25 protein-coding genes are annotated in these 25,923 nt (G+C 40.3%); 6 read left to right on the forward strand and 19 right to left on the reverse strand.

Annotation, left to right across the window (positions count from 1 at the left end; genetic code table 11):
• Positions 1-4: 4 nt before the first annotated feature.
• Genes EHQ62_RS09175 through EHQ62_RS09185 form a run of 3 tightly spaced genes read right to left on the reverse strand, consistent with a single transcriptional unit; the run spans position 5 to position 3,607 of the window.
• Positions 5-1,021 (reverse strand): tetratricopeptide repeat protein, encoded by a 1,017-nt coding sequence (locus EHQ62_RS09175; RefSeq protein WP_135642104.1) that lies wholly within the window; start codon positions 1,019-1,021, stop codon positions 5-7.
• Positions 1,018-1,746, reverse strand: coding sequence for an LIC_11485 family protein (locus tag EHQ62_RS09180; RefSeq protein WP_135642106.1), 729 nt, complete (start codon positions 1,744-1,746; stop codon positions 1,018-1,020). Before EHQ62_RS09180 ends, EHQ62_RS09175 begins: the two co-directional genes overlap by 4 nt.
• A gap of 4 nt (positions 1,747-1,750) precedes the next feature.
• Positions 1,751-3,607: an OmpA family protein gene (locus EHQ62_RS09185; protein WP_135642108.1), complete on the reverse strand. Its 1,857-nt coding sequence runs from the start codon at positions 3,605-3,607 to the stop codon at positions 1,751-1,753.
• A gap of 50 nt (positions 3,608-3,657) precedes the next feature.
• Between EHQ62_RS09185 and EHQ62_RS09190 the strand changes: the two genes are divergently transcribed.
• On the forward strand, positions 3,658-5,298 hold the full coding sequence (locus EHQ62_RS09190; protein WP_135642110.1) for an ATP-binding cassette domain-containing protein: 1,641 nt from the start codon (positions 3,658-3,660) through the stop codon (positions 5,296-5,298).
• On the opposite strand, the gene EHQ62_RS09195 is transcribed toward EHQ62_RS09190, so the two are convergent.
• The 5 genes from EHQ62_RS09195 to ompL47 form a co-directional block, all read right to left on the reverse strand.
• Positions 5,295-6,377 carry an Lsa36 family surface (lipo)protein gene (locus EHQ62_RS09195; protein WP_244241712.1) on the reverse strand — a complete coding sequence of 361 codons (1,083 nt, stop codon included), beginning with the start codon at positions 6,375-6,377 and terminating at the stop codon, positions 5,295-5,297. The genes EHQ62_RS09190 and EHQ62_RS09195 overlap by 4 nt on opposite strands.
• 126 nt (positions 6,378-6,503) lie before the next feature.
• Positions 6,504-7,100 (reverse strand): RdgB/HAM1 family non-canonical purine NTP pyrophosphatase, encoded by a 597-nt coding sequence (rdgB, locus tag EHQ62_RS09200; RefSeq protein ID WP_135642112.1) that lies wholly within the window; start codon positions 7,098-7,100, stop codon positions 6,504-6,506.
• Positions 7,097-7,447: an STAS domain-containing protein gene (locus EHQ62_RS09205; protein WP_015677637.1), complete on the reverse strand. Its 351-nt coding sequence runs from the start codon at positions 7,445-7,447 to the stop codon at positions 7,097-7,099. Before EHQ62_RS09205 ends, rdgB begins: the two co-directional genes overlap by 4 nt.
• Positions 7,425-8,021 carry a ComF family protein gene (locus EHQ62_RS09210; protein ID WP_244241714.1) on the reverse strand — a complete coding sequence of 199 codons (597 nt, stop codon included), beginning with the start codon at positions 8,019-8,021 and terminating at the stop codon, positions 7,425-7,427. Before EHQ62_RS09210 ends, EHQ62_RS09205 begins: the two co-directional genes overlap by 23 nt.
• 154 nt (positions 8,022-8,175) lie before the next feature.
• Positions 8,176-9,258, reverse strand: a complete 1,083-nt coding sequence (gene ompL47 / locus EHQ62_RS09215; RefSeq protein ID WP_135642116.1) for a multi-beta-barrel domain surface protein OmpL47 — start codon at positions 9,256-9,258, stop codon at positions 8,176-8,178.
• A gap of 64 nt (positions 9,259-9,322) precedes the next feature.
• Between ompL47 and EHQ62_RS09220 the strand changes: the two genes are divergently transcribed.
• Positions 9,323-9,964 (forward strand): flagellar assembly protein FlaA, encoded by a 642-nt coding sequence (locus tag EHQ62_RS09220; protein WP_135642118.1) that lies wholly within the window; start codon positions 9,323-9,325, stop codon positions 9,962-9,964.
• Positions 9,965-10,059: 95 nt separating this feature from the next.
• A complete protein-coding gene (locus EHQ62_RS09225; RefSeq protein ID WP_244241715.1) occupies positions 10,060-10,509 on the forward strand; it encodes a hypothetical protein in 450 nt (149 codons plus the stop codon).
• A gap of 17 nt (positions 10,510-10,526) precedes the next feature.
• Here EHQ62_RS09225 and EHQ62_RS09230 read toward each other — a convergent pair whose 3' ends face one another.
• The 5 genes from EHQ62_RS09230 to EHQ62_RS09250 form a co-directional block, all read right to left on the reverse strand.
• Entirely contained in the window at positions 10,527-12,053 is a 1,527-nt protein-coding gene (locus tag EHQ62_RS09230; RefSeq protein WP_135642123.1) for a hypothetical protein, read from the reverse strand.
• On the reverse strand, positions 12,034-13,803 hold the full coding sequence (locus EHQ62_RS09235; RefSeq protein WP_135642125.1) for an apolipoprotein N-acyltransferase: 1,770 nt from the start codon (positions 13,801-13,803) through the stop codon (positions 12,034-12,036). The genes EHQ62_RS09230 and EHQ62_RS09235 overlap by 20 nt, the downstream gene beginning before the upstream one ends.
• A gap of 24 nt (positions 13,804-13,827) precedes the next feature.
• Positions 13,828-14,865: a PIN/TRAM domain-containing protein gene (locus EHQ62_RS09240; protein ID WP_135642127.1), complete on the reverse strand. Its 1,038-nt coding sequence runs from the start codon at positions 14,863-14,865 to the stop codon at positions 13,828-13,830.
• 40 nt (positions 14,866-14,905) lie between these two features.
• The gene (locus EHQ62_RS09245; protein ID WP_015677672.1) at positions 14,906-15,487 is read right to left on the reverse strand and encodes a CarD family transcriptional regulator; all 582 of its coding nucleotides are present in this window, start codon (positions 15,485-15,487) and stop codon (positions 14,906-14,908) included.
• An 84-nt stretch (positions 15,488-15,571) separates the two neighbouring features.
• A complete protein-coding gene (locus EHQ62_RS09250) occupies positions 15,572-16,189 on the reverse strand; it encodes a hypothetical protein (protein WP_135642162.1) in 618 nt (205 codons plus the stop codon).
• A 180-nt stretch (positions 16,190-16,369) separates the two neighbouring features.
• On the opposite strand from EHQ62_RS09250, the gene EHQ62_RS09255 reads away from it, so the two are divergent.
• Positions 16,370-17,017: a class I SAM-dependent methyltransferase gene (locus EHQ62_RS09255; RefSeq protein ID WP_135642129.1), complete on the forward strand. Its 648-nt coding sequence runs from the start codon at positions 16,370-16,372 to the stop codon at positions 17,015-17,017.
• A gap of 47 nt (positions 17,018-17,064) precedes the next feature.
• Here the strand turns inward: EHQ62_RS09255 and EHQ62_RS09260 are convergent, their stop codons facing one another.
• From EHQ62_RS09260 to EHQ62_RS09285, 6 genes are all read right to left on the reverse strand, one after another.
• Complete coding sequence (locus EHQ62_RS09260) at positions 17,065-19,020, reverse strand: PP2C family protein-serine/threonine phosphatase (protein ID WP_135642131.1); 1,956 nt, start codon at positions 19,018-19,020, stop codon at positions 17,065-17,067.
• 67 nt (positions 19,021-19,087) lie between these two features.
• On the reverse strand, positions 19,088-19,684 hold the full coding sequence (locus tag EHQ62_RS09265) for a cytochrome C oxidase subunit IV family protein (protein WP_135642133.1): 597 nt from the start codon (positions 19,682-19,684) through the stop codon (positions 19,088-19,090).
• Positions 19,685-19,697: 13 nt separating this feature from the next.
• Entirely contained in the window at positions 19,698-20,471 is a 774-nt protein-coding gene (locus EHQ62_RS09270; protein ID WP_135642135.1) for a cytochrome c oxidase subunit 3 family protein, read from the reverse strand.
• Positions 20,458-22,071, reverse strand: coding sequence for a cytochrome c oxidase subunit I (locus tag EHQ62_RS09275; RefSeq protein ID WP_135642137.1), 1,614 nt, complete (start codon positions 22,069-22,071; stop codon positions 20,458-20,460). The genes EHQ62_RS09270 and EHQ62_RS09275 overlap by 14 nt, the downstream gene beginning before the upstream one ends.
• Before the next feature lie 9 nt (positions 22,072-22,080).
• A complete protein-coding gene (gene coxB, locus EHQ62_RS09280) occupies positions 22,081-23,043 on the reverse strand; it encodes a cytochrome c oxidase subunit II (RefSeq protein ID WP_135642139.1) in 963 nt (320 codons plus the stop codon).
• Complete coding sequence (locus EHQ62_RS09285; protein WP_244241717.1) at positions 23,044-23,880, reverse strand: SCO family protein; 837 nt, start codon at positions 23,878-23,880, stop codon at positions 23,044-23,046.
• A gap of 294 nt (positions 23,881-24,174) precedes the next feature.
• On the opposite strand from EHQ62_RS09285, the gene EHQ62_RS09290 reads away from it, so the two are divergent.
• Both EHQ62_RS09290 and cyoE read left to right on the forward strand, forming a co-directional pair.
• Positions 24,175-25,059, forward strand: a complete 885-nt coding sequence (locus tag EHQ62_RS09290; RefSeq protein ID WP_135642141.1) for a COX15/CtaA family protein — start codon at positions 24,175-24,177, stop codon at positions 25,057-25,059.
• A complete protein-coding gene (gene cyoE, locus EHQ62_RS09295; RefSeq protein WP_135642143.1) occupies positions 25,059-25,913 on the forward strand; it encodes a heme o synthase in 855 nt (284 codons plus the stop codon). Before EHQ62_RS09290 ends, cyoE begins: the two co-directional genes overlap by 1 nt.
• The last annotated feature ends 10 nt before the right edge of the window (positions 25,914-25,923 follow it).

A 25,923-nucleotide genomic window follows, 5' to 3' on the forward strand; every position in this document is an offset into this window, starting at 1 on the left:
CCTTTTAAATGGCAGAACCAAGGACCCGCAATCGATCACGAGTTTCTTTTCGGAAGTCAAGACCTGGTTTTGGATTTTTCCCTTCCACACCATTTAAATACAGTTGGTAGTATTTCAGGGAACGTTCTAAATCGCGTTCGTCCCAACTGCTTTCATAAATTTTTCCTAAGTAATGGTGTGCGGGCAAAAATTCTTCTGATTCTTTGAAATTTTTGATGATATTGACGAGTTGGTGTGCTGCCGAGCGGTATTCTTTTTTACGAATGAGGAGTACTGCCATCGCATAATGCGATCTAGGTGTAAGTTCAGGGTGTTTTGGAAACTCAGTCACTAATTTTAAATACTCTTTGTAAGCCTTTTCTTCCGACTCTGGATTTCCAATCCGATCAAGTGACCTTGCGAGTTCAAACTGAGATTTGATTTTAAGATCTGGATCCTCTTGTTTTTCAATAAGTCCAGACGATTCTTTTTCTTTCCCATCCAATCCAAATAAATTTGTATTTTCAACACGAGAGAATTTGGCAGCATCTCCTTCCTTTGCATACGAGGAAGCAAACTCTTGTTCTGCGGACTTTTTTTGATCCCTTGCTAAATACGCTTTTCCCTTTTGGAAGGATGCTTGGGAAGGATCGATGACTTCTTTCTTTTTTTTCTTTTTAGAATCCGATTTGGAAGGATTGGGAACACTCACTGGTGTGGATGTGCTTTCATTCCCCGCTACATAGCCTTCCTTGGATGAGGTTGGATTTAAATTCCCTACGAGTGGTGGGTTGGAAGAATGATCCATTTTAGTATCCGAACCCATATTTTTTTGATTTGAAACAGGATTGGAAGGTTTGGAACTCTTTGTTTCGAGCGCATCCGTTTCATGGGTTTCAGCCCAAGTTTCTGGGAATGGCAAAAAAATTTCTGTGGATTCAGCACCTAACCGAAAGGAGGGCAAAAGCAAAAAACATACAAGTAACCTAAGTGTCAGGTTCTGTTTGCGAGATTTGGAAAATCCAAAAAAATTAAAATTCATCTTTGTTCTTTTGGAATCCGTTCCAAACTTCTAGGTTTTCCAAGTGTTTCTTTGGACTCAGGAGGTTTTGGTAATTTTAAGGTTTCCAAATTTTTTTCTTCGTTTTTTTCTTTTACTTTTTTTTCCAATTCTGAAACACGAGTTAACATCCTTTGCATCCGAAGTTCGTCATCAGAGGCATTAGAAGGTTCAATCGTTTCCTTTGGAGAAACTGGTTGTACGTCAATCGGAGCAGGGATCAGTCCATCACCTGACGGAGTGTAGATGGGAGGCACAGAAGTATCTTCCGATTTTCGGTTACGAAAATCATATTCTTTTCCCAAAAATTCTTGTTCTTCGGGGATTGTATCGTGTGAGTAACCATTCGATTCTCGTTCACTTAAGAAATCAAATTGCATACGACGGTTGGATTCATATTTCAAATCTTCAGGATCTGACATTCGCACGTCTTTCCGTTTCCGATTGTAATCCCTTTCAATTTCTGTTATGAACAAACTTCTTGTGTCTTGTGCCAATTGTTGGCCTTGTGGTTTGGCATTTTCCCAGCCATGCGACCAACCAATGTAAATCGCCATGATAAGAAAAAAAACAAAAAGTGCAATGGCGATTTTTTTGAGTAAATCTTGGACTTGAGGGGGGATTTTATCCACAAGGCCATCCACTGCCCCCATCATTTTTTCTGTGTCTACATTGACTTTGGGTATATTGATATTTTTGATATCCACAGTTTTACTCTTCCAAAATTTTAAATACAACCCGTCGGTTTACGGCTCGGCCTTCATCCGATCCATTGTCAGCAATCGGAACCGTTGGCCCAAGTCCAACCACCGATATCCTTGTATCTTCTATTTTATGTTTAGACTTCAAATACAATGCAACCGAATTTGCACGTTCCAAGGATAACTTTTGATTGGCCGCCTTTGTACCAACATTATCCGTATGCCCTTCGATGAGTACCTTTAAATTCCCAGTTTTCTTTAAGATTCCTGCCAATCTGTCAAGTTCTGGCTCTGATTCTTTGGCAAACTCAGAAGAACGGAAGGCAAAAAACAAATTGTTCATCACAATTTGGTTTCCTTTTTTTAATTTGGGTAACACAAGTAGAACCGTTTTTTCTTTGTCTTCCTTTTCTTTTCCCACCAAATTGAGGTTTTGTGAAACAGGAAGGTATCCTTCTTTTTCCCCATAAAATCCATAATTTTCTTCATATGGCAATATGATGCTAAACTCACCGGTTGTAGGATCACTGATTGTGGAACCAATGGTTTTTTTCTTATGTAGGGATTCGTATTGGACAAAGGCTGAAAGTGCTTTTCCTTCTTCGTCCACAACTTTCCCTTTGATCACCACTACCGGATCTGGTTGGAATTGATTGGGAATGGCAGCCATATAAAGTTCTCCATCCCTCGAAACATAAGCCCAATTCCCAACGGCTGGGATACTAAAAAAGTTAACACCTCTTAGGTTTGGAGATAACTCTTGTGGTTCTGACCAAGAAGTCCATGAATCACCATTCCTTCTTGAAATGAAAATGGAAATTCCCTCTTTTCGTCCGGAAGAAGAAAAATACAAAGTGCGGTCATCAGGGGCAAGAAAAGGTGCCATCTCTTCTTCTCCTGTGTTCAATGTATATCCTAAATTGATGCCTTCTTCAAAAATTCCAACTTCATTTTGTAAACTCACGTATAAATCCAATTTCCCAAAATTTTTCTTTTGTTGGGCTGAATACAATAATGTGCGACCACTTGAAGAAAGTGCACTTCCACCAAATACTTGTTGGTTGGGATTGTCTGCTTTTTTATACCAGTTATAAAAACTTGGGAATGAAATTGGACTTGGAAGAGACCAACCAGTTTCAGTTTTCCTCGTTTTGTAAAGTGGTGCACGGTTTTGGATTTTTTCAGATCGTTCTTTGTATTCGTTTTCTAATTTTGTGAGAACAATATGGAACTCTTTTGCGTTTGCTGCTTCCCGTGTTGCCATTTGCGATTTTTGGGTCATCTCACGTTTGAGATTGTCAAGTAATTCATCTTCTCCGAAATTCCCAAAAACAAATAGTTCATTCCCACCAGGTAAAGCAGAGATGACTGCTGACGGATAACGATTGTTTAAAGGTGTAGGCAATTGTTCCCCTGCCATCCAAAACCCATATTGGTCACGTTTCGAAGCCCAAATCTTTTGGGTGGAACGCCCCCCTTCACGGACAAGGGCAGTCCAAAATAGGACTTTCCCATCCGGCGTACATTGTGGGTTAAAGGAAAAGTATCCTTGTGTTACATACCTAGGGATTTTTTTTAAGGTCCAGTCTGGAGTTTTTCCCGACTCAAACGGTTCTAATTCATAGCGAATGGGAGAACAAACTTCTCCTTGCACATCGCATAACATACGTAATTTCTTTCCACTCAAATAGGCGAGTTCTTCTTGTAAAACCGTACTCGAAATGCGGAATACTTGTTTATCTGTTCGGAAAAGGTGGCCTGTGTTGATGAGGTCTCCCTCCAAAACCTGGATTCCATTTTTAACACTTTGCGAACTGGTGAGTCCGCTCCCAAAAAGGAAGAGAATGATGAGTAGAATCCGTGCCATACCATACGAAATGTCGGTTGAAACCTCCGATTCCCTTAGAAAATTGACCTATGATCCAAGCTAGCGGCATTACAGTCTCCTTCGGGAAAAAACCCCTTTTCGAAAACGTCTCCATCAAGTTCAAACCGGAGTGCCGTTATGGGCTGATTGGGGCCAATGGTTCAGGCAAATCGACCTTTATGAAGGTCCTTGCGGGCATTTTACAGCCCACAGCGGGCTCTGTGGTCCTCGACAAGGACATCAAAGTGGGTTATTTGAAGCAGGACCACTACGAATACGAAAACGAAACCGTTCTCGGCACCGTTTTACGAGGGAATCCTGAACTTTGGAGCCTCATGGCAGAACGTGACGCCATTTATGCCAAAGAAGACATGACCGATGAAGAAGGGATCCGCATCTCCGAAATCGAAGAACAGTTTGCCGATATGGGTGGTTATGAAGCCGAATCCGTAGCAGGGGAACTTTTGGAGGGACTTGGAATTCCCACCACAGCACACAACCGACCCCTCAATTTTTTAACGGGTGGGTTCAAATTACGGGTCCTCCTTGCCCAAGTTTTATTTTTGAAACCAGATGTCCTCCTCCTCGACGAACCAACAAACCACTTGGATATCAAAACCATCCACTGGTTAGAAGAACTCCTCACAAATTACGAAGGAGTGGTCATCGTGATCTCCCACGACCGTCACTTTATCAATTCAGTTGCCACTCATATTGCCGACCTCGATTATAATACCATTCGAGTTTTCCCTGGAAACTACGACGACTTTATGATCGCTGCGGAGCAAACTCGTGAACAACTAGTGAATGATAGCAAACGTGCCAAAGAAAAAATTGCCGACTTACAAGAGTTTGTTTCCAGATTTTCCGCAAACGCAAGTAAATCCAAACAAGCCACTTCTCGCCAAAAGATGATCGAAAAAATCAAAGCAGATATGGTAGAAGTGAAACCTTCTTCACGAGTGGCACCATACATTCGTTTCAAGGCAAAACGTGTTTTAGGAAAAGATGTATTCGAAGCAGTTAACATTTCAAAGTCTTATGATGGTAAACCAGTCATCAAAGACTTTAGCATCTCTATTACCAAAGGTGAAAAAGTAGGTATCGTTGGAACAAATGGAGTTGGTAAAACAACTTTACTCAAAATGTTACTGAAAAAACTGGAACCAGATTCTGGCCAGGTGAAATGGGGAGACTCAGTCGAAACTTCTTTTTTCCCTCAGGACCATAGGGAAGCGATGGAACCAGATGCCGATACACTTGTTGAATGGTTATTACGTAATTCTCCACAAGGAACAGAGGTGCAAGAGATTCGTGCCATCCTCGGAAGGATGTTGTTCTCAGGTGATATGGCAAATAAATCCACAACTGTTTTATCGGGTGGAGAAAAATCCAGAATGATCATCGGGAAAATGATCCTTGCTTGTGACAACGTAATTGCACTCGATGAACCGACAAACCACTTAGACTTAGAAACCATTGAAGCATTGAACTACGCCTTATCTTTGTTTGATGGAACTGTGGTTTTGGTTTCTCACGATAGGGAGTTCATTTCCTCACTTTGTACAAGGATCATCGAAGTAACTCCAGAAGGGATCAAAGATTTTAAAGGGAACTACGAAGAATTTTTGGAACGAGAAGGAAACGATTTTTACAAACGCCTTACTGGTGGAGCAATCCTCGCCACTTAAAATTGATAGTTCAGGGAGAGATTTGCGGACTGCATTTCTCTTCCAACCATAAGTTCAGTGGTTACATTTACATTCCCAATCCCTACTCCAAATCCCAAACTCCCATACCCAAAACTAGACCTCTGGTCATAACGAGTCGCAAGCCGAATGCCAATGGCACTTGGCTCGGAAGCAAAATCATCTGGATTTGCTTCCTTACTGATCAAAGCATAACGACTCACTTGGATCGCCGTATAACCATGATTATAGCTAATACCAATACCCGGTGTGATGGATAAAAAACCAAATGTCCAATTGTATTTTATATCTGCAGATAACGAAGTGATCCTTGATTGGTAAAACAAATCATTGATTCCAAGCCAACGTCTTTTGTCACCATCGATGCGAAACTGAGTAGGACGTCTGTCATAGGAACTTAAATACAAATCCTGATTGGTTTGGAAGGCACCAAATCCAAATGAAAACCCAGTGGATTCGGGGAAATAGCGAAACAAAACTCCGTAATTCACGATTTTACCTCTAACCTCCGTATTTCGAATTTTCACAAAAGGGATATTGGCTTCGTTAAATTCATACGGGAAAAAATGAGTGGTAACGTTCCACCTCTTTGCAGATTCATTCGAAAACCACTCACTCAAATTGACTGTCATACTGAGTGCAGGTGAAGCGGCGGCACCTTGTTTCGGAAGGGTTCTGAGTTCTGAATTTTCATAATAAAAGTCCCGAGCCTTTTCCTGCCCTTGTGAAACGGTGTATCCCAGTCCCATTCGGTAAGTAGGCACATTTTGCCCACCTGATTGGTTCGAATTGATATTTTGTAACACAGCATTTTCACCCATAGAACGTAAAAAACCATTAGTATAAATACGATTCAAAACAGGTTCCGCAAAATTACCGATTAACTGGTATTCGGTGGGGATATTGGAACACTCTCCTCCCAAACACAACACTTGGGCCTCTAACGGAAATGTTTTTGGCAAAAAAATAGGGAACAAAATATAAAACAGAAATAAAACTAAATAAAACCGAATGGTTTTTTTTGGGGAAAAGAATATTAAATTGGCGAAATGTAGTTTCATCAAGTTTTATCTCTCGTTAGATTCTAAACAAAAATCCGTTTTTTTGTTTGTATGTGAAACATTTTGTTTCCATTCCCAACTTTGGAATATTGTATACAGAATCTATTGTGATAAGAGTAACTTTCGTTATTGGATCGTTTGGAACCAATCCAAAAAACCCGCCATCGCCTTTTTACGGTGGGAAACCTTGTTTTTTTCTTCCTCAGGGACTTGTGAAAATCGTTTCCCAAATTCAGGAAAATAAAATATCGGATCGTAACCAAACCCATAAGGCCCAATCCCATCATAATCCATGGTAATTTGTCCTTCTACCGTGCCTTCGAAGGATTTTTGAAAATTAGCATCCACATATGTCACAACACAGCTGTAATGTGCATTTCGATTAGGAGAATCTCCGAGTTTTGTCAGCAAAAGCAGTGCACGTTCTTGGTCCGAAAGCCCAGGCCCCCCAAACCTAGCCGAATGCACCCCCGGTTCCCCACCAAGTGCATTCACAGAGATCCCAGAATCATCTGCAAAGGAAGGCAAACCGGTAAGTCGGAAGAGTTCTCTGGATTTGATAAATGAATTTCCAAGAAAGGTGGATTCAGTTTCTTCCGGTTGGAAAGAAATCCCAAGGGTTTTAGGTGTGACTACCTCAACCCCGAAAGGTGAAAGCAACATTTGCATTTCTTTACGTTTGTGTTCGCTACCAGAGGCAAATGCTAAAGTTTTTTTGGTCAGCGGGAATCTTCCTCATCTAATTGGAATCCTTCCATAGCAGAAGAAAGGTCTGGAAAAATTTCAAATACCTTATCTAACATTGTGATTTCAAAGAGTTGGATCAAATCTTCATCCACAACAATCACTTTGATATCACCATTCATAGGCTTTAACTTACGTTTGGTGGCTACAAAAATTCCTAAAGCAGTCGAACAAATATGATGTACTTTGGTTAGGTCTAAAATGATTTTTTTAACGGAACCTTGGGTGAGTTTTGATAGTTCTTTTTCAATTTCATCAGAATCCACTTTTAAAATGGCTCCCGAAAATTTGATAATTCTTATGTCATCCTTGACTTGAACATCCATTCGATTCAATCACCCCACTTAACAAACAAACTACGCAAGTAACCTTCCTGACCCCTCTCAGTTTGTACAACCGAGCAATTTCGTTCAAAGAAGCACCTGTCGTAAAGATATCATCTACGAGTAGAACATGAAGTCCTTCTATGATTCTATCACTTTTTATGAATCCAAACGCCTTTTTTGCATGAAAAAATCGATCCTCGAATCGTTTCTCCGACTGTTTGTCCTTTGAAATCTTACGTAAACTCGTATCTTCCCTCATATTTTGCCCATATTTCAGGCAATCACGAAGAGCCCAGGCGGCATGATAGGGTTTTGGACCAACTTTGGCGCGAGAAGGAACCATAACAAAACAATCGGGAGGATCTGTTTTCCAAACTTGCAAAAGCCGTTTCCAACCCAATATGAAGTAACGACCCAATAGTTTTTCATTTTGAAATTTTAAAGACAGGAAAAGGTCCCTTGAAACGAAATCCCTACTAGAGAGAGCGTAAGCGGTTTCGTAAAATAAAAACCTGTCATTCGGACTTGGAATCGGATCAGGAAGATTGGCATGCCTTCGTTTGGAATACCCCACGCGGGTGCATGATTTACACAAACCAAGTTGTTCCGAAAACAGATCATTTCTCCCGCAAGAGATACAGTATTTCGGAAACAGGAAGGCCAAGATGGCAAAAAAAACCCCTCTCATGATGAAAGGGGTTTTTGACGTAAGGGTTTGGTCTTACTTTTTATTTAGCAGGTGTTGTTGGTTGTGTGGCTGGTGCCGCTTCCACTTTTGGTTCTTCAGTGGATTTTTGGATGGTAGATGTAGGAGGTGTTAAGTCTACAGAAAGTTTTACTTCCACCACATCTGATTGGTTTCCAACATTATCAACAGCCATAGCCTTGATTACGTGATCTCCTTGTGTTTCGATTGCAATTGCTTCTACATAAGGTTTGAATTCTTCTTCGTCAATTTTAACTAAGATTTTTTTCACACCAGATTCTTTGTCAGTTGCATTCACATAAAAAACATTTCCTTTTCTTTGGAAATTTTTTCCATTGATTTCCACAAGTGGATAAGAAGGAACGATTTCAATAGTTGGTTTTACATCGTCAACAGTGATGATCATCGAAGATTCAGGAGATGAGTTCCCAGATTTATCAGTTGCAGAATACTTAATTACGTTTGAACCACCAACTTCTAATTTGATAGGATCTGCATAGGTTTTGGCAGCTTCTTGGTTGATGCTAAATTGTACTTTTTCTACACCTGTTTGGCGGTCTTCCGCAACAATTGTGTATGTATTGTTTTTAGATGCAAATGGTACACCATCTAACACGAAAAGTTGCTCTTGTGGAACAAGGCTCACTCTTGGTGCAGTGTTGTCTACATTCACAACAAGGATTTTTGGTGTTTCAGCGTTTCCTGCTTTGTCAACAGATCGGTAATAGATTTCAGTGAGGCCTTCTTCAGAAATACGAATTGGTTGTGTGAACCTTCTGTATTCTCCGTTTTTTGGTTTCCATTCAATGAAATCGATCATAGAAGAATCATCTTTTGCGTCTAATGAAAAGGAAGTTTTACTTGTGATGAAAAGAGCTGGTGCGTCAGTTGTAGAAGCCCCTGCTTCTTTTTTGTCACCCAAAAGGTCTTTTACAGTTGTCTCTGCTTTGTCGACACCGTCTTTGGCTTGTGTAGAGGTAGATTCCGTTTTTTGAATCGCCTTGTCTTTTGTGGAAGTAGTGGCTTTAGGGTCAGCAACCTGTGCTGTGATTTGGCCTGCGAAAAAAATTGTTAAGATGGCCAAAAGGTATTTGTGCGCCTGCATTATGATATGTCTCCTTTTTACAGATAAAACATATATATCCTCTTTCTAAGGAAATATTGTCAACATGATTGCTTTCAGAAACTCAATAATCCTGATACTTTTTCTGTTTTTGACCAATGGGACAGAAATCCACGCCGAGAGTGGCATTTGGAGGGAAATCTTACTCGAAAATTTTGAACTTTCGAATTTTGATGCAAACAATTTGCGTACGAAATTAGAAAAAGGTACAAAACTTCCGGAAATTTCCCTTTCTTCAAATTTCACAGCACCCATCCCTGGTTCAAAACAAGCACTTGTATTACGAATTCCAAAAGAAGCAAATTTTCCATTTTCCTTATACTTTCCAAAACCCATTGAAGTGAATGCCTTCATTAAAGAAATCTCCATTCCCATTTATTCGTCAAGGTCTAGTGGAAACCTAACACTCATCATAGAAACGCAAGATGCAGAAGTAAAACAACTGAACCTTACTTCCCTTAATTATCGTGGATGGAATACCATAACCGTTTCTATCTCAAAAAACTTCGACCAAAACGATCGGGTATTTTTACAAAAGAGTTCCATTCGTATTTTAGGATTCTTTTATTTGCCTTACGAAAACAATGATCCTAACCAAGAAGTGTTAATTGCAATCGATGATATAACTGCCATTGTGCGGGACAAATATCGACCCCTGCGAAACAAAGAAATCCTTCTGGAGGATTGACATTTTATGGTTTTTTCCGAGGTTTTCTCTTCGGAAGGTTCTGAAAAAAACTCTTTTCTTCCCAACCTCATGGCCAAACCTGATCCTAAATGGAAATGGAACTCTCCTTAGAACAATACGAAACCCTTCTCAAATTAGTTTATATGGGAGATTGGGTCATTTCCACATTACAAGCCAAAGACAGGTCAGAAGACGAACCAGATTCTGATTCCAGATATGCTGATGTCGTCCGTCATGTTTTCTCCCAAGCAGAACATGCAGGCCTCGGCAATATCGTTCAAATCGACCAAAACAACGGAGAACCCTACCTCACGCGCGAGTTTGAGGAAGAAAGTGGTCTTGTGGATATTTTGGAAGATTATGAAGACGAAGTGTTTTGGCAGGCCCTCATCGAACGATTGGCGCACCGTGATTTTCTACGCCACTTCGGCGAAACCGCGATTTCCCAAATGGCCATCGAAGAAAGGATCGAAAAAGAAACTCCATTTCACGACAAATGGTCCAATGAATTCCATGAAAATGGATTGGAAAATTTAAAAACTTAGACCACCAATCACAATTCTTACTTATTTTTTGGCCAAAGCAAACGATCTTCTCTTTGTTTTTTCTTTGTCATGGCTTCTTCCAATCTCGTACGTAAAATGTATTCAATTTGGTTTTTCGTTTGTTCAGACAAAGAGGAAACGTCGATAGGGTCACCTGCTTCACGTAACAGAAGTTCAATGGAATCAAATGCGTTTTGGTTCAAAAAATCTCCATTTTTTGGAACCTTTGGAATTTTATAAAAATACTTAAGAGCATCTGATTGTAATTCTGGATCTTGTTTCCATTGTCCAAATTCCCAAAGCAGTTTTGCTTTTTCAAAAAGGCCATCTCTTTCTCGGTAATGGTTGGGTGTATTTTTGATCAGTGTGTCTAGGATATCGAGTCGTTTTTTTGCATAGGCTTCTTCAGCCTCGATCACGTTTGTGATCTTTTTTTCTAATAAAAGTTTTTTGTATTTAGCTTCTACTTGGCGAAGGGTCTCATAACGTAAGGTTTGTTTTTGTTCTGGTGTGCTGTGTTTCAGATACTCTCGGACACGAAAGTATTGTTCGAGAGCTTTCCCTTGGATATAATAGATATTCTCTATCGTAAATAAAATTTCTGTTCCTGTATTGGTTCCTAGTTGAGAGGAAAGTGCCGCCATCATTTGGCGTAAAAAATCTTCCTTGTTTAAGTTCTCTTGGAAGTAATCAATCGCAAAGTAACTCATGTCGTTACTAAATGGATAAGCCAATCGTTGTAAGTTTTCGTAATACAAATCCCTTACAAATAAATTGAGATCCCCTTTATTTGGATCATAACCCATAAACTTTGAAATGAATTCATCCAATTGTTTTTCTTTTTTTTGTTTTAAGGTGCGATCAAGGTATTTTGTTCGGTCTTCTTTTGGCATCGAAAGTGGAGATCGTGGTGGCAAATCTCCTTCTTTCGATAGTTTCATCGTGATGGGTTGGGTAGACTCCTCCCCTTTTCTAAATTCTTCGATGATACGATTCCGTTCTTTGTGAAGGAACAAATTGTCTTCTGCAGATTCAATATCCACCTTAAATGGATCTCTAATATTTTTTAACGTAGGAAGCACATCTTTGATGATGATATCTTCAAAATCTCTATGCCGTTTGATGTAGGAGTCTGCGACTCCAGAGTTTTCATTGATTTGGTCGTAATCATTACGGAATTGTTTTCTTAAATTGGAAGTACCTTCCAAATTTTGGACAAGTTCCTCCCATTGGCTACCTTTGTATTTCCCCTTCGAAAAACCTTCTTTTCCCTCACCTTCTCCTTCCTCTTCACCTTCATTTGGATCTTCTGTAGATGATTCGGCACCGGATTCTCCATTATTTTTGCCCAAACTCATTTCAAAGGAAAGTTGTTTTTCATCTTCTAATGCATAAATCCAAGAAGGGCCACAAAGAACCCTTTGGTAAACAGAATCCGAATTGTTAAAAGAATATATAATAATTGTTATGTGGGATACGACAGAAAAATAAAATGCAATGTAAAAACGATTCTCAAATAATATGTTACTGATTCCTTTTAACATAAACAAAAAATGAAATTCCTACAATCCCCATAAATAAATAAGATAATAAATTTCCATACAATCGATAGAAAGTCATTTCTCCCGGGATTACCGATACTTTTTTACGAATGGTGGCTGTAGTCTCAATGGGTGTGAATTCATTATCAATATTTCTTCCCAGATGGTCTGTAAAAACAGAAGTTCCAGAATTTGTGGAACGCACAATCCACTTGCGGAATTCGATGGCACGCAATCGACCAAGTGTATGGTGTTGGTATGATTCTACTGAATTCCCATACCATTTATCGTTTGTTACATTGACAATAAAATCGGGATCACCTTCGAATTTTCTTACAAATTCGGAAATGATCACTTCATAACAAATCAAAGGCAAAAAACTACCGATTACTTTTTCTTCGATTCTGTTTCCTTTGTAATGTTCACGAACAGAATTTGGACTCATAACAAAGGTGTCTTCCCAATGTAAGTCTTTCTTCACTACCTCTTGTACAGGAGATTTTCTTGCTTCATAATAAGGGATTAAATCCAATTTGGTTCCAGGTGCAAACTGACCTGTTTGGCCCGATAGAGCATACATCCATTCAAATGGCATGTACTCTCCAAAAATAAGTAAAAATACCTTTTGGTAACTATTTTTTCGTTCCCCATTCGGACTCATTAACACAGATGAATTATAAGTCCGGATATCACTCCTTGAGACATGATTGGACAGTTTGTCCGCTGGGATATCGGCATCCAATTCATTAAAATACAAATTGGCCCCATGTCGTAAACTGATGATGGCCATAAGGGTTTCAAATTGGTGCCAATAAATTCGTAAGGCCCGAGTGATTTCAGAATCGTGTGTGGTAAAAAACGGGATTCCTGATTCTGGTAGTACCACTAGGTCTACCGGATTTTCGTTTAACTCTCGTTCTACCATTTGGTCGATACGAGTCATTAATTTTCGAATTTCTTCCAAAGGATTCCGACCATCACGGAACTCCAGAGGAGCATCTGGTTGGACTATGAGAACTTCTCTTTCTGCGATTGGTTTTACATTTTCCCATTTCTCGTAGAGGTAATAACCATTCCCAAAAAACACGAGATTTACAGAAGCCACAAGGAATACACCACCATAGATTCGTTTGGCGGTATTATTATGTTTTGATAAAATATAAGGCAAAAATTGAGAGATTTGTTTCGGTTTTCTTAGATAAAAAAGAAAATAGGATACAAAAAATAAAAATGCAGAAAGCCCGTAAGCGCTCGCATACTCGGCGTTTTGTGCTAAAATATGATTTTCTGCGACTACGTTTCCAAAGTACCAAGGGAATACTTGTGGAGTGAAAAATTCAGCAAAGAGAATCGAAAATGAAGCGATGAGTGGAAAAAATCTTTTTACCTTGATCGACAAAAAAGAGAAAAGTAGTAAATAAACTGGAAACTTAAAATTCAGTAATATTGCAGAGCCTATAAATATTGGAACAGCCAAATACCAATCAAATCCACCAAAAACAGTTGTCATATGGTAAATCCAATGGAAAGAAACGATGTAAAATAGAATCGCAAACCCAAATCCATGGTAGATTAGCTTTTTCCATTCGCCTCGGTTTCTCTTTTCAATGATAAAAAGTCCAAATGGCGCAAACCAAACAAAAAGTGGTAGGTTAAGGGGAGCAAAAGAGAGAAAAGAAAATACAGCCGTGACCGTATAACAAAGAACGGATATGAACCCTTCACGTGAAATTAAAAAACGAGCCAGTTTCATATCCGTTAGACTACTAAAATTGAATTACGATTTGTTGTAGTTATTGTTACCGTTTTGTACTTTTGTGAAGATCATCTTTCCTGCGGCAGTTTGGATGATACTTGTAACAACCACTCGGACATCTTTTCCAACCAAATGCCCACCGTTTTCGATTACCACCATTGTTCCATCTTCGAGGTAACCAATCCCTTGGTTTTCGTCCTTTCCTTCTTTGATGACGGAAATTTGAAATTCTTCACCAGGTAAAACCACTGGTTTTAATGCATTGGCAAGATTATTTAAATTGAGAACACGAACACCTTGTAACTCAGCCACTTTGTTTAGGTTGAAGTCATTGGTTACAACGGCTCCACCTGTATCACGGGCAAGTTTGACTAGTTTTGCATCCACTTCTCTTGTGTCTGAATAATCAGTATAAGTGATTTTGACTTCAATGGATCCTTTTCTTTGCAATTTGTTCAACATCTCAAGGCCCCGACGCCCACGTGCCCGTTTGATAGGGTCAGAAGAATCGGAGATCAATTGGATTTCGCGTAACACGAAGTTAGGAAGGATGAGGGGACCATCAAGGAAGTGTGTATCCGCAATGTCTAAAATACGACCATCGATCACAACCGAAGTGTCCAAAATTTTGTCTTTGATTTGTGTGTTCCCTGCTTCTAAACCAGGAATGGAAAAACTAGATCCAGGAGCTGCACTGCCACCACCAAAAATGGATAAACCAGGTTTTTTGGAAAACGCCAACCCTGCTTTGATCCCTGTGAGAAAAAAGAGAACCGCAACAAAGATGGATATTGATTTGTATCCGTAATCGTTCAGTAGACTGACTGGGAATGTAGCAATGGATAGTCCTAAAAGGGCACCAACGCTTGCACAAAGTACGACATCTGCTTTGATTTCTGGGAATAGTTTTCTCTCACCGAGAGCCAACACCAATGAATAAAGCAATACGACACCAGCAAGAATTCCCGCCAAAACGATGTTTTGCGATTCGGAATGTATAAAGAAAAACGATACCAAAGCGACGAGTATCGTCCCTAGGGTTGAAAGTAAGTGTTTCATAACTCAATCCTTATAAAAGAGTTTGAGCAAAAACGGAAGTTTATTCTAAATCTAGATCATCATCCAGGTCTTTTGGAGGTGGTGGTGGTGTTATGCCTTGCACTGAAGCTGCTAATACATCTGAAACAATGTTTCCTGCTTCTTCTTGGGGTACACCCTTGCTCAGTGCAATTTCCATCTTTACTAAATTATAGGCGCTTTCATAGAGCTTTCTCTCCATAATGGAGAGTTCTTTGCCATAGGCACGTCTGTAAAGATTACGGCAAACATCAGCCACTTCGAAAATAGAACCAGATTTGATCTTGTTCATATTGTTCTGGTAACGGACTTTCCAGTCCTCTTCCGTGTCGACCTCATCCTTTTTTAGGAGAGTGAGAACCTTTTTGATCTCTTTTTTATCAATGATCGACCGGATACCCACATCAATTGCTCTGTCCACCGGGATCGAAACCTTCATTTTGGAACCTTGAATTTCCAAACTGTAACAGTCTTTTTTCTTTCCCAGAATGAGTTTCTTCGCAACTTCTGTGACTTCACCTACCCCATGGATCGGGTATACAACGTAGTCCCCTACCTTGAATTTAGGCTCTTTAGTTTTTTCGTTTAGTTTTTTTGTAGCCAAGTAAGTATAATAACTTCCGTAAATACTCTTGCCCTTCAGTATACCTGAAAAATGGCCAATGTCAAGGAAGTTGGCAAAAATAGTTCAGAATCGAATGGTTTTTACCTGGGCATCAATCAAATTCGGGAGTTTACCCTTCACGGCATCCAAGGTTTCCTTCGCATCTTCTAACCGGTAAAAATAGCCTGCAAATAATTTCCCAGTGGATGTCCGAAAGATCCGTCCTCGCAAATTGGGTTGGGACTCAAGCAATTGTTTGCCGACTGTAACCGCCTCTTCTGGGGAAAAATCTCCGATTTGGACCATATAGTTGATTTGGTCATTTTTGGGAGGGAACTTCAAAGTTGCTGGAAAGGGAGAAGCATCTTGGGTTTGGGAAGCCGTGGCCCCTTCGAATGGTTTTGACTCTTCACTCCGAAGGGTTTCCGGTAATTTCGGATGAGATTCTGACTTTGTTCCTACATTGGAAAATGAAGTTTCTGCATTTTCTTTGAACTTACTTTCCTTTTGGCCCAATTGGATGCCCACGACCAATCCAGAGGTAAAGAGAAGGATTCCACCGATGAGAAGGATAAAGGCAGATTTAGGTTTGGTAGCACTGCCTAAACCTAGAGATGGATTGGATGCGGAGGAAAAACTTGGAACCTCACCGTCAAAGGGTCGGCCTGACCTTAGCTTTCTGGAATAATCTATATTTTGCATGGGCGTTCCGATTTCTATCTTACTACCATTGTCGGAGTGGAACTGCAAAAAATAGACTGGTTTTTTTATGGAAAGGAAAGCATCCCCGTTGGAACGAAAAAGAAAGAGAAGGAATGGAAAGCGAAAGGAAGATTTGTCACTTGTAACAGAAGTCTTTTTCTCATACATTGAAAATCTCCAATGAATTGTCCTCTTTGTGACGGAACTTCGATTCCTTTCTATCAAAATCGTTTTCGATCATACTTGGCATGTAAGAGTTGTGATGCCATTTTTATGGACAAACAATTTTGGCCAAACCCTGAATGTGAGAAAAAACGCTACTTAGAGCATAACAATGATATATACGATCTAGGTTACCAAAACTTTCTGAAACCCATAGTGGAAAAAATCATACAATTCCAAACTGTAAGTGATAAAGGATTGGATTTTGGAGCAGGGCCTGGCCCCGTTGTGCAATACCTCCTACGGCAACATGGGCATTCCGTATCATTATACGATCCCTACTTCCACCCATACCCAGAACTCTTAAACGAATCTTATGATTACGTTGTACTCACGGAAGTTGTCGAACACTTCCATTCCCCAAAAAAAGAATTCCAAACACTTGCGTCCATGTTACAACCAAATGGTAGGTTATACATAGTTACCCACCCCTATGATGAAAGTATCAATTTTGATAAGTGGTACTACAAAAACGACCAAACTCATACTTTTTTTTATACAAAAAAATCTTTTCTATGGATCAAAGAAACCTATGGATTTCAGAACCTTATCATAGAAAATCGTATGATCATTTTAGAAAAACAAACCAACCCCGATCCGAAATAAATCCAACAAACAAGTAAAAAATGACCCATTCAAAATGGTTTGGATCGTTATGAAATTAACACCATCAGTTCTTGTATTTTTTTGTGTTCAGGATTGGCCAATTTGATTTGTTGCACTAAAAACTGAGCTCTTTCTTTATCACCTAACAAACGACATACATCTGCCAAATGAATCAAATTACGGATGTTATTTGGTTGTCTTAATCTCACCCTTTCACTTAATTCCTGTGATTCCTCTAAAAAAGATGGGGATTTATAAATTGAATACAGTCGTTTGTACAAAACAGAGGTATGGAACATCCAACTTGTATCAGAAGGGAAATTCTCCAATGCCAAACTCGCATATTCCATCGCCTTTAAAAGATTTTCTTCTTTTTCATAGAGTTTTGTGATGTATTTTAGCTCTGTAATGGATACATCCAAAAGAGAGTCATAAGATAATAATAAATCCAATGCCTTGGAAAATTCTTTTTTCCGGATCAACTTTTTTGTTTCTTTCCAATGGTGGCCTGGTTTGGAATCGGAATTTAGATTGTATTCGAGTGAAATAAGACTCAAATCATCTGAATACTTTCCTTTGGATTGCAAAACCTTAGTTAATGATTGTAAATTGCCTTCGGATTCTTCGATGCATTCCAAAATCAAGTTTTGGTTTTCGTTGATGTCACGATACTTTCCTGATTCAGAAATCACCAAGTCATCCTTTCCATCTGAACCACAAAATACTTTATCCCCTTGTTTCATCTGGAAAACAGAGATAAAACGATTTGTTGGAACTTCCATTACACCTAATTTATAATAATGAATATCTTCTTCAATGAAACTTGCTTTCCCATCCCGATACAACACGAGCCACGGGTGTTCTAAATTGATGAAATACAAAGTTCCCGTTGATTCTTCCAGTAACCCAATCACCGCTGAAACAAGCATTGCTCCATCAAATGTTTCAAAAATTTTTTGTAGGTCTAAATACGAATCGTGTAACCATCTTTCGGGTGAACGATTCGAAGAAACTGGATCCATTTTGGAACGTATGATGATGGAGTTGTACACAGCCCCAAGCACAATTGCTCCCCCTGCTCCTTGGATTGATTTTCCCATGGCATCCCCATTGATGAATGCCTTGTAACGTTTCCCTTGCAAAATCAGATTATAAACAGAAAGATAATCACCACCTAACTGGTATTCTTTATTTCTAAATTGAAACTTTTTGTATTGGTTTAAAATTGTTTCAATGGTGACGGCATTTCCATCCACTTCTTTACCCAAAAGTGGTTCAAAAAGAAGTGATGTGAGAAAATAGTCTCCATCTTGTTGGGTTTTTAAAACCTGAATTTCTTCTGCTGTTTTTGTGATTTCTTCATTTTTCTTAATCACTCTTAAGTGGTTCAAAAAGGAATGGAAACGATACCTTTCGATAATGAGGCCACTAAAGATTCCTAACAAATAACTTAAGGTTAAATTCTGCATGGAATACGAAGCAGAAGGAGTATCGAGATTGGGTTGGTAAATGATGACAGATATTACAAAAATGAAAATCGAAATGGGATAGTAGATGAATAAAGTTTTCCTTGGCAGTGGCAAAAAGGATAAGACAACCACCACCATTTGGTAACCAGAAACATAGGGTGCATCGTCTGCAATCCTACCCGTATAATAAGCCGCCGTAAAAAGCAAATAGCCATACACAACATATCCCCAAACCAATCCTTCCAGTTTTGATTGTTTCTGTTTTGAATGGTTGAGAAGGATATAAACAATGTAACTGATACAAAGAAGAGAAAACCCAATCCGATAGTAAAAAAGTTCCGGGAATTCGGGATGGAGTTTGGCATCTGTATCAAATGCAAAGCCAAGTAAGGCCACACTCCCAATCAAACTCCCAGGGAATTGGATGATGCGAGCATGCCGATCTAATTCTTGGCAATACTCAGATTTGTAAATTTTGCGTTCCGGGATTAAATCTAAAAACTTGGATAAAATGGCCCGAAAGTTCTGAAACACGATAGTGGATTAGACGAAAAAACCCGCTCGAAGGCGGGTTCTTTCCAACTCAACTTTCTAATTTAAATTAGAAAAAAGTTTTTACTGGAGCCTCTGCGGTTGGTGCAATTCGGGAGATGATGTCTCCGAAGGAAAATGCAAACAAAAGCGCAAGGAATGCAAATGCCGAAAGGAAAATCACTCGGTTTAGCATATTGTCATACTTTAAATGCATAAAGTATGCTAATACGAAAAATGCCTTTCCTGTTGCCACAGCCATTGCCACGATCATATTCCATTTGCCGAGGTCGTATTGAGCGACCCAAACCGTTACGAAAGTTCCAAAGAAAAGTGCAAGTAACACATACACGTATGTTTTGATCGAAATCACATGGTGTTCGTGCTCTTCTTCCTCTTCTCCGTCTTCCACCCACATGGACGCAGACGCGTGGTCTTCTTTGTGGTCTTCGTCACCTAATACAAATTTTAACAATTTATTGTCTTTGTTTTCAGATGTGAATTTTGCAAAACGATTGGTTTGGAAAAATTGGCCAAACCAGTTTACAATAAATCCTATGATGGTTGCTTTTGCAATCCCAGGAGCAAAGATTCCAAACCCAAGTACTGGTGTAAAAACAGCTACGAGCGCAATGAAGTATAGTCCGTAATTGATTACGTATTCCATTTTATATTCCCTTTTATCCTACCAAGTAAAGAAGTGGAAAGAGGTAAATCCATACCAAGTCCACAACGTGCCAAAATAGACCCACACCTTCCACAGGAGTGTAGTATTCAGGCCCTACTTTTCTTCGGAGTGTTTTGATGAAAATCCAGAAGATCAGGAGTGCACCGGCCACAACGTGGATCCCGTGAAGTCCAGTCATTACGAAATAAAACCCGTAGAACATTTCCCATTTTGGTTGGGAGATCACCGCTTTTAGGCGAGTGACTTCTTCTGCACTCACATGGTTTTTTTCAAGTTCAGCAGGGTTTTTGAGAAGAGCGGCAATTTTTGATTCACAATCTGCTCGTTTCCCACCAGCACCACAAGTCGGATCAACTAACGAGAATTTGCCTGGCACTGTTCCTACGTGAAACTTGTGGCTGTACTCGAAGTATTTGATGACCATGAAGGCACCGGCACAAGCGATTGTGAGCGCAAGCATGATGGCTGCAATTTTATGCAGGCCACGTTGCACATAATTGATGGCAGCTGCCATTGTAAAGGAACTGACGAGGAGCACCACTGTGTTCACAGCGCCCATTTTCCAATCCAATGTCTCGGAACCGTTTTTGAAAACAGTTGGATACAAAGAATGGTAGATGAGGTAACCTACGAATAGGCCACCGAACATCAGGATCTCAGTGCAAAGGAATAACCATATTCCTTGTTTGGAAGAGGCATATTGGTGTTCTGCACTCTTAAAATGGTGTTGGTGTTGAAATTCACTTGAAGAACTAACGGAAGTCATATGGCCCTGCAGTTACTGTTGGAGTCGTTGTAAAGTTTTCGTGTGGAGGAGGCGAAGAAGTTTGCCATTCGAGTGTTTTTGCACCCCAAGGGTTGTCCGAAGCCTTTTCCCCTTTAAAAATTCCATGAATGATGGTGATGAGTCCTACCAAAAAGCCAAGACCAATGAGCCAAGACCCTATGGTTGAAATTTGGTTTAAGTTTGTGTATTCTGGGAGGTAATCAAAGTAACGTCTTGGCATTCCCATCGCACCGAGTACGAATTGTGGGAAAAACGTTACGTTAAATCCAGTAAAGATGAGAACCCAAGAAATACGCCCACCGAGGTCAGAAGTCATCCTTCCAAACATCTTAGGGAACCAATAAAGGATTCCACCCATCAGTGCCATTAGAGTTCCCCCTACCATTACGTAGTGGAAGTGAGCGACAACAAAGTAAGTGTCATGGAAGTGAACGTCCATACCAGTAGAAGCAAGGAAAACCCCTGTCAAACCACCAATAGTGAAGAGGAACATAAACCCTAAAGCAAAGAGCATTGGCGCTTCAAAGGTTACGGTTCCGCGGTACATTGTGGAAATCCAGTTGAAGAGTTTGATCGCAGTTGGAACCCCAACAAACATGGTGATGATGGAGAAAACAATCCCAGCAATTGTAGATTGTCCAGAAACAAACATATGGTGTCCCCAAACAAGGAAGGATACTGCTGCAATCGCTACGGATGAGTAAGCAATGGCACGGTAACCGAAAATTGTTTTTTTGGAGAACGCAGTGATGAGTTCAGAAATCACACCCATGGCAGGGAGGATCATGATGTACACCGCTGGGTGTGAGTAGAACCAGAAGAAGTGTTGGAAAAGGACTGGGTCTCCACCGAGGTCCGGATCAAAGATCCCCACTCCTAAGGTTTTTTCTGCTCCGATGAGGAGGAGAGTGATCGCAAGGATTGGTGTGGCAAGGATTTGGATGATGGAAGTGGAGTAAAGAGCCCAAATCATAAGTGGGATCCTGTCCATTGTCATTCCCGGCGCTCGGAGTTTATGAGTGGTGACGATGAAGTTAAGTCCCGTTAAGATGGAAGAAAATCCCATTGTGAACGCACCCAAAACCAGTAAAATCACCCCATTGGATGTTTTTGCTGTCGAGTAAGGAGTGTAGAAAGTCCATCCTGTGTCCACTTGGTTGAAGATCATGGAAGAAGCAGCAATCGCAGCACCTGCAATGAAAATGTAGTAGGACGCAAGGTTTAACCTAGGGAAAGCAACGTCTTTCGCACCGAGTTGGATCGGAAGGACAAAGTTTCCAAGGAAAGCAGGGATTCCAGGAATGATCACCATAAATACCATAATGGCACCATGGAAGGTCATAAACTTGTTATACGTATCTGGATCGAGGAGTGGTTCTGCACCAAATTTTGCTAAGTGCAGACGGATTCCCAATGCAAAGAAACCACCAATTAAGAAAAGGGTAGCAACCGTTGCAAAGTACATAAGTCCAATGCGTTTGTGGTCTAGAGTGGTCATCCAAGACCAGATTCCAGATCCGTGGTTCAGATAATTATGGTCAGTGTGACCATGTTCGGTTTTTGTATGTGCTGAACTCATCTCTCTTCCTTATTTAATGGATTTGATATATTCAATTAGGTTGGCAACGTCTTCATCAGACAATTGGCCTTGGAATAACGGCATCGCAGGTGGATAGGTCTCCACTATTTTTGCAGAAGACACTAGGATGGATTCCCGAAGGTAATTTTCGTCTGCTTTTGCTTTGGTTCCATCTGCAAACTTACGCTCTGATCCATAAAGTCCTTTCATGGTTGGTCCAACAACTCTTGATCCGTCGATGGAGTGGCAAGAAGCACAAGCTTTTTGTGCAAACAATGTTTTCCCTAAATCAGCAGGAGTGTCCGCTCCTTTTTTCTCAGCATGGTACCAAGCTGCATATTCTTCAGAAGGGATGGCTTTGATTTTAATCATCATGCCGGAGTGTTTGGTTCCACAGTATTCTGTACAGAAAACGATGTATTCCCCTGGTTGTTTTGGTTCAAACCAAAGTTGTGTGAGTTTTCCTGGAACCGCATCTTGTTTGGTTCGAAACGCTGGCACATAAAAACTATGGATGACATCTTTGGAAGTGAGGATGAGTTTTGTTGCTTTCCCAGCAGGGACAACCATTGGATCGTTTCCAGAACTATAAAATTCCTTTCCGTTCGCATAACGGTACGTCCACGCCCACTGCTCTGCTGTGACATGAATTTCTGCCGCGATGTCTTCTGGTGGGGTTCTCAGTTTTTCAAAAATGACCATACCCCAATAGAAAATTCCCATCATGATGACGAGAGGGATAAAGGACCAAAGGAACTCTGCAAAATTATTGTGAGTAATGTATGCGGATTTCTGGTCTACACTTGTACGTTTGAACTTGATGAGGAACCATGTCATTCCACCAATCAAGATGACAAACGAAACAAGGCTTGCTATGATCAGAAACGCATAGAGAAGATCGACTTCTTTTGCAATTTCAGTGGCCTGGATAGGCATGAACGAGGTCGCTGGAATGAGACTGCTCCAAGACATCTATGTGACTCCTTGACGGTTGTTATTTGTTATTTTTCGCCAGTTTATGTATAAAAACGCACCGAGAAGGAGTAAGGTGACCGCCCCCCCGAATTGCATCATCCTGTATGCGTATATCGTATATTTATTTTTTCTTGGATCAAATTGAAAGCAAAATAAAGCAAACTTGTCCACAAAACTCCCAATCTTACCAGAAGATGCCTCGAGGAAGGCAAATTTTAAATCTCTAGGTTCGAGTTGGATGCCTTGGAAGATACGAGACACTCTCCCATCTGGAGTCAAAACATAGACACCACTTGCGTGGATGTATTGTTTTGCTTCTCCGTCCCAAGCATAACGAAAATCCAATTGTTTGGTGAGTGCATCAATGGATTCTTGTGTGCCTGTTAGCAAATGGAGGCCTGAATCTGCTCCCACTCTTCCATAATCCTGCAAATACGCACCTTTTTTGGGGAAGGATATGGATTCGTTTTCTTTTGGGTCGATGGATACCGCAATGTATTGGTATTCTTTGCCGAGAGACCAATCCAAATCCTTCAAACTTTTGAAAACACCATTGAGGTGGAAGTTGCAAAGCGTGGGGCATTTGAAGTAAACGGGTGATAGGAGGACTGGTTTCCCTTGGGAGAGGTAATCGGAAAAGAGAACTTCTTTGCCAGATTCGTCTCGGAAGGGAATGTCTAGCTGCAGTGTTTTGCCAGTGACATCCGAAAAACCAATGTTTTCTAGTTCTTTCGGGAGTTTGTTTTCCCGAGTGAGATTGGAATGAGGGTCATACGCAGACAAAGACTCCAATGCCAACACGAAACAGAAACAAATGAAAATGCGGATGTTCACGTAATTTGGTTGTTACCCTATTTGGACTGAACGCTTTTGTTTTCCATTCCTGGGTTTTCCGGTGTTCCCGGATGGACAAAGGAAATGTACGCGAAGAAAAGAATGTTGAGTGCAAGTGTGACAAGGAAAGTCCAATAGCCACCCTTATTGTAAAGGTCTGTGTTTTGCATAATCTTACCTGATATAGTCTATACGAAAAACTGCTCTTTTTATCCAACAATTTTTAAAAGATGCAAGATTAATTTTATTTTCCCCAAACTCAGATCACAAAACCTGGAGGAAACAGATAGACGTATGACACTCAAACGTTTTTACACCATCCTTTCCGCTATGATCCTCGTGAACCTTCTGTATGGCCCTCTTGTTCGGGCCACAGATTCAGGACTCGCATGCCCTGATTGGCCTTTGTGCCATGGGAAGTTTGTGCCAGAGTTTACCTTCCAAATTTTTATGGAAGTAGGGCATCGGTATTACTCAGGGATTTTAGGAATCCTTGTGGGAATTGGATTTGTATGGATTCTAAAAAATCCAGAAACTCGGAAATCATTAGGCGTTCCAGCTTCCCTCTCCCTACTCTTTCTCATTTCTCAGGTCATCCTCGGTGGTCTGACTGTGACAAAACTCCTCCACCCAACAACTGTTAACCTACACTTACTCAATGCCGTATTATTATTATCTGCTTGTGTCACCATTCGTTTATCATTAGCAGAAGACTCTCTCGGTACAAAATTCGAATGGAACCGTGTTGGTAAGTATTATTTTGTGATCGTTCTTTTAGCCGTATTGTACCAACTTTTTTTAGGTGGCAAGGTAAGTTCTCATTACGCAGGCCTTGCATGCCCTGATTTCCCTACTTGCCATGGAGAGTGGTTCCCACAAATGGTTGGGACCATTCGATTCCATATGGAACATAGGCTTTTTGGTTATCTCACTGCTCTACTTGTTTTGTCTTTATCAGCATATTCCATCCTCACCTTACAAAACAAAACGGTGAAACAATACTTAAAAATTGCAGCCTACTTAATCTCATTCCAAATCTTTTTGGGAGCGATGAATGTATTGTACCATTTACCAAAACTCATCACAGGCCTACATACTTTAAATGGTGTACTTGTATTTTTGTTTTGTTATATGGCGGCTTTCCACCATTTCCGAACAAACAAAAAAGAGGTCCTTTAATGTTCCGACTCTGGAACCAACTTACCAAACCTAGGGTCACAGTTCTTGTACTCGCAACTGTATTACCAGGGATGTATCTTGGAACCAGTGGGTATCCTAGTTTGTATGTGATCTCCATCACTTTATTTGGAACTTATTTAATGAGTTCAGCATCTTTTATCCTCAACCAATACATCGAAAGAGAAAGAGATGCTGTGATGTATAGAACCAAACAAAGACCAATCCCTGCCGGAGAAATTTCACCAGGGTTCGCACTTACACTTGGGATCTTTGTTGCCATTTTAGCATTTGCGATTTTAGGTTACCTAGTTAATCTACTAACGGCTGTTTGTGCATTATCTGCACTCCTCCTCTACGTGTTTTTATATACGATTTGGTTAAAACCAAGAACAGAACAAAATATTGTGATCGGAGGGATCTCTGGTTGCATTGGGCCCCTAATCGGTTATGCCGCCATGGCAAATGCCCTCCCCGTCCAGGCTTGGATCATGTTCCTGATGATTTTCCTTTGGACACCTGCCCATTTCTGGGCCCTTGCTATCTTTTTAAAAGATGATTATGAATTTGCGGGCATTCCCATGATGCCTGTGGTTTCCGGGATCCAAAAAACTGTGAACCAAATTTTACTATATTCATTCGCTTATTCTTTGTCTGTGATTGGATTTTATTTTGTGGATGACCGTATGGGGTATTTGTTTTTGCTTTCTGCCATTGTACTCACAATCCTCATCCTTAGTTTTGCGTATCGCCTCAAGTTATCGATGGACAAAGTGCTTGCGAAACGGTTTTTCTTTTTTAGTATTTTACACCTATTCCTCGTGAGTATCGCCATCGTCATTGATTCTAAAATTTAGGTTTTTTGAT

It is taken from the genome of Leptospira jelokensis (assembly GCF_004769635.1).
Lineage (GTDB): Bacteria > Spirochaetota > Leptospiria > Leptospirales > Leptospiraceae > Leptospira_A > Leptospira_A jelokensis.